We start from the raw sequence: 6,600 nt of genomic DNA, 5'->3' as shown, positions 1-6,600 counted from the left end.
TCCGGCTCCCGCTGCGCAAAGACGCGGTCGGCTTCGGCTCCTTCATACCAGTTAATTTCATCCGCAGTCAGAATCACCCGGTTCCCGTCCGTCTGGAGCGAATGAATATAGACGGTCAATTGCTGCGCCGGTCCGCTGCTCTCGGCAACCGCCCGGGTCAGGGCTGTGCTTGCCGTACTGATGAGGGAAAAGAACAGCAGTACGATGACAGGCATTACAACAGTCTTTTTGAGCAACATGATCAATCTCCCCCTTGACTCTAAAAAGCGCAGTATAAGGCTATATACCCGCTGTATTCTTTCTCAAACGACTCCACTATTACAATTAACGGATTGGACGAAAAAAGGTTGCAAAAACGAATATTTATCCAGTCTTGAAGAATATTAACGTAAAAAGGTTGTGAATTCGGTCCGTTGCGCCTAAAGTCCGTTCGGACCTCATGAAACGAGGTGAACCCTTGTGAGCTTTAGCCCCCCGGAACAGCTTGTTCTTCCACCGCTTGAAACGGATCTGGAGGCCAACCTGGAGATGATCCGTGCGGCTCTGGGGAACAGTCAGGATCTGATCATAAAGACGATGAATGTCATAAACGGCTGGCCGGCCGCGATCCTTTATCTTCAGGGCATGGTGGATAACCAGGTGCTTCAAGTTGCTCTGGGGTCGCTGATGCAGCCTACCCGGATTCAGCCGCCGGAACCAGCGGAAGGAAAATCCTTTGATCTCATGCGATACATTGCCAACGAAGTGCTTGTTGCCGGTGAATGCCAGTTGCTTGAAGATACCCGGACGCTTTTTTTATCTTTGCTGTCCGGTCGGAGCATTCTGCTGCTGGGCGGCGCCCGCGAAGCGCTTGCCGTCGGAACCAACGGCGGAGAGGAGAGGGCCGTCACTGAGCCTACCTCCCAGGCCGTTGTGCGCGGGCCGATGGAAGGATTTACAGAAAGCATCCGGACCAATATTTCTTTAATCCGCCGGCGGATCAAGAGCATGGACCTGCGGATTGAATCCTACAATATCGGCAGACAGACGCAGACGGAAGTCGCGGTGCTGTACATGAACACGATTGTGCGAAAAGAAGTGCTGGAACAGCTCAGGCAGCGTTTGCAGGGAATTGACATCGACGGTGTGCTGGAGAGTGGCTATATTGAGGAGTTTATCCAGGAAACGTCCTTTACTCCTTTCCCGACGGTATTCAATACCGACCGTCCGGATACCGCGTCGGCCGCTCTGCTGGAAGGAAGGGTCGCCATTATTGTGGACGGCACACCGTTTGTACTGCTTGTGCCGGCGCTGTTCATGCAGTTTTTCCAGTCGGCGGAGGATTATTATCAGCGCTCGGACATCAGCACGCTGCTGCGGATTGTACGGGTATCCTCCCTGTTTATATCTATGCTGGTTCCGGCGCTTTATATTTCGTTTACGACCTTTCATCAAGAGATGCTTCCTACGCCCATGCTGATCTCGCTGGCGGCGCAGCGGGAGGTGATTCCCTTCCCCGCCTTCGTCGAGGCGCTTCTGATGGAGTTCGTCTACGAAGTGCTGCGGGAAGCGGGAGTGCGCATGCCGCGGACGGTCGGACAGGCGGTGTCCATCGTGGGTACGCTGGTCATCGGACAGGCCGCGGTGGAGGCCGGAATTATTTCGGCGGCGATGGTCATTATCGTATCCATTACGGCCATTTCGAGCTTTGTTATTCCTTCCGTCAGCATGTCGATATCGATACGCATGATCCGGTTCGGCATGATGCTGCTTGCCGGAGCCTTCGGATTCGTAGGCATCTTCATGGGCATCTTCATGCTTACGATTCATCTTGCCGGTCTGCGTTCATTTGGCGCTCCGTACATGAGTCCGTTCTCGCCTTCCCCGGAAGGGGAATGGAAGGACAGCTTGCTGCGGGCTCCATGGCCCTACATGCGCAAGCGGCCGTCCACGGCCAGACAAGGAAGCCGCCGGCGCCAGAATCTGAAAGGGGGAGGGGAAGCATGACGGGTCCGGTGACCCGGAGGCCGGGTCTTGCGCTCCTGTGCATCCTCCTGCTGTGTCTTCCCCTCTCCGGCTGCTGGGACCGGCGGGAATTGAATGATCTGGCGCTTGCGATCGGGCTTGGGATCGACAAGACGGGGGACCAGTATACGCTTTCGGCCCAGGTCGTCATTCCGGCTGAAATCGCTGCGGGCCAGAGCAGCAGCGGCGCCTCGCCGGTCACTCTGTATGAAGCCACGGCCCCTACCGTATTCGAGGCGCTGCGGAAGATGACCGTCAACAGCCCGCGCCGCGTCTATCTGGCCCATTTAAGGGTGCTGGTGCTCGGCGAGAGGCTGGCCAGAGAGGGCATCGCGGATATCCTTGATTTTTTTCCGCGGGAGCCCAGAGTCAGGGGGAACTTCAATGTCATGATTGCCAAAGATGTGTCCGCAAGCCGGGCGCTCCAAATCATGACCCCGCTGCAGCGGATTCCTGCCAACAAGTTGTTCGATTCGCTGGAAATTTCGACGGGCTTTTACTCCCCTACTTCCACGGTGAACATGCGCAAGCTGATCGAGCAGGTGATTCAGATCGGCAAGGAGCCCGTATTGACCGGGCTGGTTATTGAAGGAAACGCCGAAGAAGGAAACAGTGCGGATAATATCACCAAGGTGAAGCCCTCCGCCCAGCTGGCTTACAAGAATCTGGCCGTGTTCCACAGGGACAAGCTGATCGGATGGCTGAATGAAGATGAAGCCAAGGGCTACAACTACATCACGGGCCAGATACGCAACTCGGTTGGCCATGTGAAGCTGGATGAAGGGAAGGCGCTGACCGAGACGACGGATAGCCGGACGAAGATATCAGTCAAGGAGAGGGGCGGAGAGCCTGTTATCGATGTTCTTGTTGAGAGCACTGCGAATCTGGACGATGTCTCAAGTCCGATTGACGTGACCAGGCCGGAGAGTATTCGTGAGATCGAGCAGAGAACCGAGGAGAAGCTGGTCAGGCTGATGAATGCTGCGGTCGATGTCGAGAAGCATCGGTTGCAGGTCGATTTTCTCGGCTTTGGAGCTGAAATTTTCCACAAGAAGCCCCGGCTGTGGTCCAAAATCAGGGACGAGTGGAAGAACAGACAGTTTGAAGACCTTGAGGTTCATTGCCGGGCAAAGGTTCATATCAATCTGATCGGAACCTCGGGAAGATCCGTTAAACAGCGTATGGAGGAGAACTGAGATGCTGATTGTTCTGACGGTTCTGCTGGGAGCTGCCGCCGGATTGCGGGAGCTTGAGCTCTTGTTCCGCAAGCGGCGCATCGGTGAAGCGATCGTGTGCGGCGCGTTATCTCTGGCAGGCATTGCATGCGCGTCTGCGGCGGCAAGCGGCAAGGCATTTCCCAGCCCGCTGCATGTGTTGATGGTAGTCTATGGCCCGTTCAATCGGCTGATGGTTTCCTTATTCGGTTGAAGAAAGCAAGGTGGTATGAAGTGGACAACAACCTCAGGCAGCAGATCAGCACGCGCCAACTGTCGCTGCTTGTGATCTATTCGATCGTCGGCGATATGCTGCTCATTCTGCCCACAATTGTCAGCACGGTTGCGGGGCATGCCAGCTGGATCTCGGCTTTTGCGGCCATTCCCTTCGGCATTCTTGTCTTATGGCTGTTCTATGCCCTCAGCCGTCTGTACCCCGACGGGACGCTGATGGAAATTATCCGGAGCATTTTCGGGAAATGGTTGGGCCCCGTCATTTGCGTCTGGTATCTGGCGTATTTTTTGCTGGGGTCCGCCTTGTACATGCGGGAGGTCGCCGACTTCATCAAGACGCATATTCTGACCGATACGCCTATGCGCGTCATCATTATCCTGGCAACGATTACGACCACCTATGCGCTGATGAAGGGGCTGGAGCCGATCGCCCGGTCGGCCGAAATCTTTTTTTTCATTTTTATGGCGGCCTTGCTGAGTATGCTGGTGCTGGCGATCAAGGATTTTGATCTCGCCAATATTCGTCCGTTCTCCGGCAAGGGAGCGATGGGCATTGCGGAAGGAGGATTTTTTTCGGTGGGCTACTCGTTTGGGGAGCTGTGCATGCTGATGATGATTTTTCCCTTTGTGCGGCATCGCTCCCACACGCGGCGGGATCTGCTTCTGTCGGGCTTAATCGGCGGAACGATGCTTGCTTCAGTCGTCCTCTGGTGTCTGCTGGTGCTGGGAGGGTACTATACGAGCACGGAGCTGTTCCCGTCCTACATCCTTGCCCAGACCATAAATATCGGCAATTTCCTCGAAAGGGTCGAGGTTATTCTGGCGGTCAACTGGATGTTTGGCATTTTTTTCAAATGTACTCTAAGCTACTTCGCGTTCCTGACGGGGCTGTCCAGGCTGACCGGAATGCGCGGCGCGAAGCCGCTGATCCTGCCGGGGGCTTTTCTCCTGTTCGGTCTGTCCTATCTGATCTCCCCCAATATCGTCTATTACACCTTTACTATGAAAAATTATTATTTGTATTGGGACATTACGAACGGAATTCTGCTGCCGCTGATTCTGCTGACGGTGGGGCTGATGCGGCGGAAAAAAGTCCCGAAACCCGCCTGAAGCCGGCCGCTGTTTCCGAAAAATCTTTTGCTCTTTGCCTCCGGGCTGAATTATCATGAAATCGGAGCAGATTAAACGTAAAGGTACGGGAGACGGCATGAAACTATATCTGGAGATTCCCCGGCTCGACAAGCATTTTCCGTTCCGCAGCTTTGTGAACAGGGGAGACCGGCTGTGCTATCCGCATTGGCATAAGGAAATCGAGATCATTTATGTGGTTAAAGGGAGTCTGGATCTTGGTATTAATGATGCGCCGATCCATATGCGGGAGGGAGAAATCCAGTTCATCAACGGCGGCGACGTGCATTATTTTCTGGCTTCGCCCGACAGTGAGCGGGTCGTCATTCAATTTGATCTGAGCTTTTTTCAGGAGGTCCCGGTTCCGGATGCCAAGGAGCATTCGCTCCGCGACGCCTTTGCCTCAATGGAGCAGTCCGGATGGAAATGGCAGGGAGGGCTGGCGGATCGAATGCGGGGGCTGATCGAGAGCATCCACGAGGAAAATGTCCGGCGGGCAGAAGGGTACGCCTATCTGATCAAAGCCCGGCTGTTCGAAATGCTGACGTTGATTGTTCGTGAGGTTCCCAAAAGCGCCGTGCGTCGGCAGCCCAAAATTTCGGAGGAGTCGGCCACCAAATCCAGGGAAACGCTGGAGAAGCTGGAGCGCATCTTCACCTATGTCGAAGAGCATTACCGCGAGGCCATCACGCTGAAGGAAGTCGCGAAATATATGGGCTTCAGCCCGTATTATTTTACCAAGCTGTTTAAGCGCAATACGGGCATGACCTTTGTGTCCTTCCTTAACGAATACCGGCTCAACAAGGCTAAGTGGATGCTGCTTAACGAGGACGCGCCGATTACGGCGGTCGCCGAAGCTTCGGGCTTTGGAAGCGTGAAGACGTTCCACCATTTGTTCAAGGAAGCAACCGGCGTTTCGCCGCTGAAATACAGGAGGACAATATACGGGAATAATTCAGCTAAAATGCAGGAGGAAAGCTCCTTCCCCGAGTTGTATGATAAGGAAGGCAAATGATTACATTGGGGACAGGGAGAGGACAGTATGGTTAAAGTAACGGTATGGAACGAATACCGCCATGAGCGGGAAAGCGAGAGCATCAGGGCCGTATATCCGGAGGGCATCCATAGCCAGATTGCAAGCTTCCTGAAGGAAGCGGGACTGGACGTCAAGACTGCGACCCTGGATGAGCCGGAGCACGGACTGACGGAGGAAGTGCTGAACAATACGGATGTGCTGATCTGGTGGGGACATAAAGCCCACAAGGAGGTCAGCGATGAAATTGTGGACCGGGTGCATCAGCGCGTTCTTCAGGGAATGGGGCTGGTGGTGCTTCATTCCGGGCATATGTCGAAAATCTTCATGAAGCTGATGGGCACGAGCTGCGATCTGAAATGGCGTGAAGCCGGTGAGAAGGAACGCCTGTGGGTGATGAATCCGAGCCATCCGATAGCGGAAGGCATCGGTGAATATATTGAGCTGGAGCATGAAGAGATGTACGGCACGCACTTTGATGTGCCCGCGCCCGACGAGCTGATCTTTGTCGGCTGGTTCGAAGGTGGCAACGTCTTCCCGAGCGGTTCCACCTACCGCCGTGGAAGTGGCAAGATCTTCTACTTCCAGCCGGGGCATGAGTCTTATCCGACGTATTACCATCCGGACATCCAGAGGGTCATCGTCAACGGCGTACGGTGGTGCGAGCCGACAAGCCGCGCTTATCCGGTCTACGGCAGCTCACAGGAGCTGGAGCCGATCAAGCGGGAAGTGCTGCAATAAGGACAGCCCATTTAGAGCGGAAAAGAAGCCGGGCCGGGGAATTCCCCGGTTCCGGCTTTTTTGTACTGTGCGTAATCGCGTCAGGCTTATTAATCGTCCCGGGGCGGTGCCGGAAGCGGGCGGACGGTGGTATACTTAGTTGAATCTTCTATTTTGAACAAAACAGGCAGGTGTGTTTCATTGACTCTCAAAGCTTCCAGAAATAAATGGCGCGCGGACAAGCTGTCGATCCTTGGCTCCTCCATC

General features: G+C 54.7%; 6 protein-coding genes and 1 pseudogene. 6 read left to right on the top strand and 1 reads right to left on the bottom strand.

Going from position 1 to position 6,600, the window contains the following annotated elements:
- Positions 1-239: pseudogene (locus L692_RS0123295) on the bottom strand (hypothetical protein); the annotation flags it as partial.
- Between the two features lie 220 nt (positions 240-459).
- Between L692_RS0123295 and L692_RS0123290 the strand changes: the two are divergent.
- The 6 genes from L692_RS0123290 to L692_RS0123265 all read left to right on the top strand — a co-directional run bounded on the left by L692_RS0123290 (position 460) and on the right by L692_RS0123265 (position 6,354).
- Positions 460-1,986 carry a spore germination protein gene (locus tag L692_RS0123290; RefSeq protein ID WP_025702361.1) on the top strand — a complete coding sequence of 509 codons (1,527 nt, stop codon included), beginning with the start codon at positions 460-462 and terminating at the stop codon, positions 1,984-1,986.
- Positions 1,983-3,200 carry a Ger(x)C family spore germination protein gene (locus L692_RS0123285; RefSeq protein ID WP_036725193.1) on the top strand — a complete coding sequence of 406 codons (1,218 nt, stop codon included), beginning with the start codon at positions 1,983-1,985 and terminating at the stop codon, positions 3,198-3,200. The genes L692_RS0123290 and L692_RS0123285 overlap by 4 nt, the downstream gene beginning before the upstream one ends.
- A 1-nt stretch (position 3,201) precedes the next feature.
- Positions 3,202-3,432 (top strand): hypothetical protein, encoded by a 231-nt coding sequence (locus tag L692_RS33190; protein WP_025702359.1) that lies wholly within the window; start codon positions 3,202-3,204, stop codon positions 3,430-3,432.
- A 20-nt stretch (positions 3,433-3,452) separates the two neighbouring features.
- Entirely contained in the window at positions 3,453-4,562 is a 1,110-nt protein-coding gene (locus tag L692_RS0123275) for a GerAB/ArcD/ProY family transporter (RefSeq protein ID WP_025702358.1), read from the top strand.
- Positions 4,563-4,659: 97 nt separating this feature from the next.
- Positions 4,660-5,595, top strand: coding sequence for an AraC family transcriptional regulator (locus L692_RS0123270; protein WP_025702357.1), 936 nt, complete (start codon positions 4,660-4,662; stop codon positions 5,593-5,595).
- A 27-nt stretch (positions 5,596-5,622) separates the two neighbouring features.
- The gene (locus L692_RS0123265; protein WP_025702356.1) at positions 5,623-6,354 is read left to right on the top strand and encodes a ThuA domain-containing protein; all 732 of its coding nucleotides are present in this window, start codon (positions 5,623-5,625) and stop codon (positions 6,352-6,354) included.
- The last annotated feature ends 246 nt before the right edge of the window (positions 6,355-6,600 follow it).

Source organism: Paenibacillus forsythiae T98, from assembly GCF_000520735.1.
Taxonomy (GTDB): Bacteria; Bacillota; Bacilli; order Paenibacillales; family Paenibacillaceae; genus Paenibacillus_AQ; species Paenibacillus_AQ forsythiae.
Note: the sequence above shows the minus strand (reverse complement) of the source record. Positions and strands in the feature narration are given on the sequence as shown.

Bases quoted from the DNA above. Each gene is read 5' to 3' on its own strand.
- L692_RS33190 (WP_025702359.1), top strand. From the start codon at position 3,202: ATGCTGATTGTTCTGACGGTTCTGCTGGGAGCTGCCGCCGGATTGCGG.
- L692_RS0123270 (WP_025702357.1), top strand. From the start codon at position 4,660: ATGAAACTATATCTGGAGATTCCCCGGCTCGACAAGCATTTTCCGTTC.
- L692_RS0123285 (WP_036725193.1), top strand. From the start codon at position 1,983: ATGACGGGTCCGGTGACCCGGAGGCCGGGTCTTGCGCTCCTGTGCATC.
- L692_RS0123265 (WP_025702356.1), top strand. From the start codon at position 5,623: ATGGTTAAAGTAACGGTATGGAACGAATACCGCCATGAGCGGGAAAGC.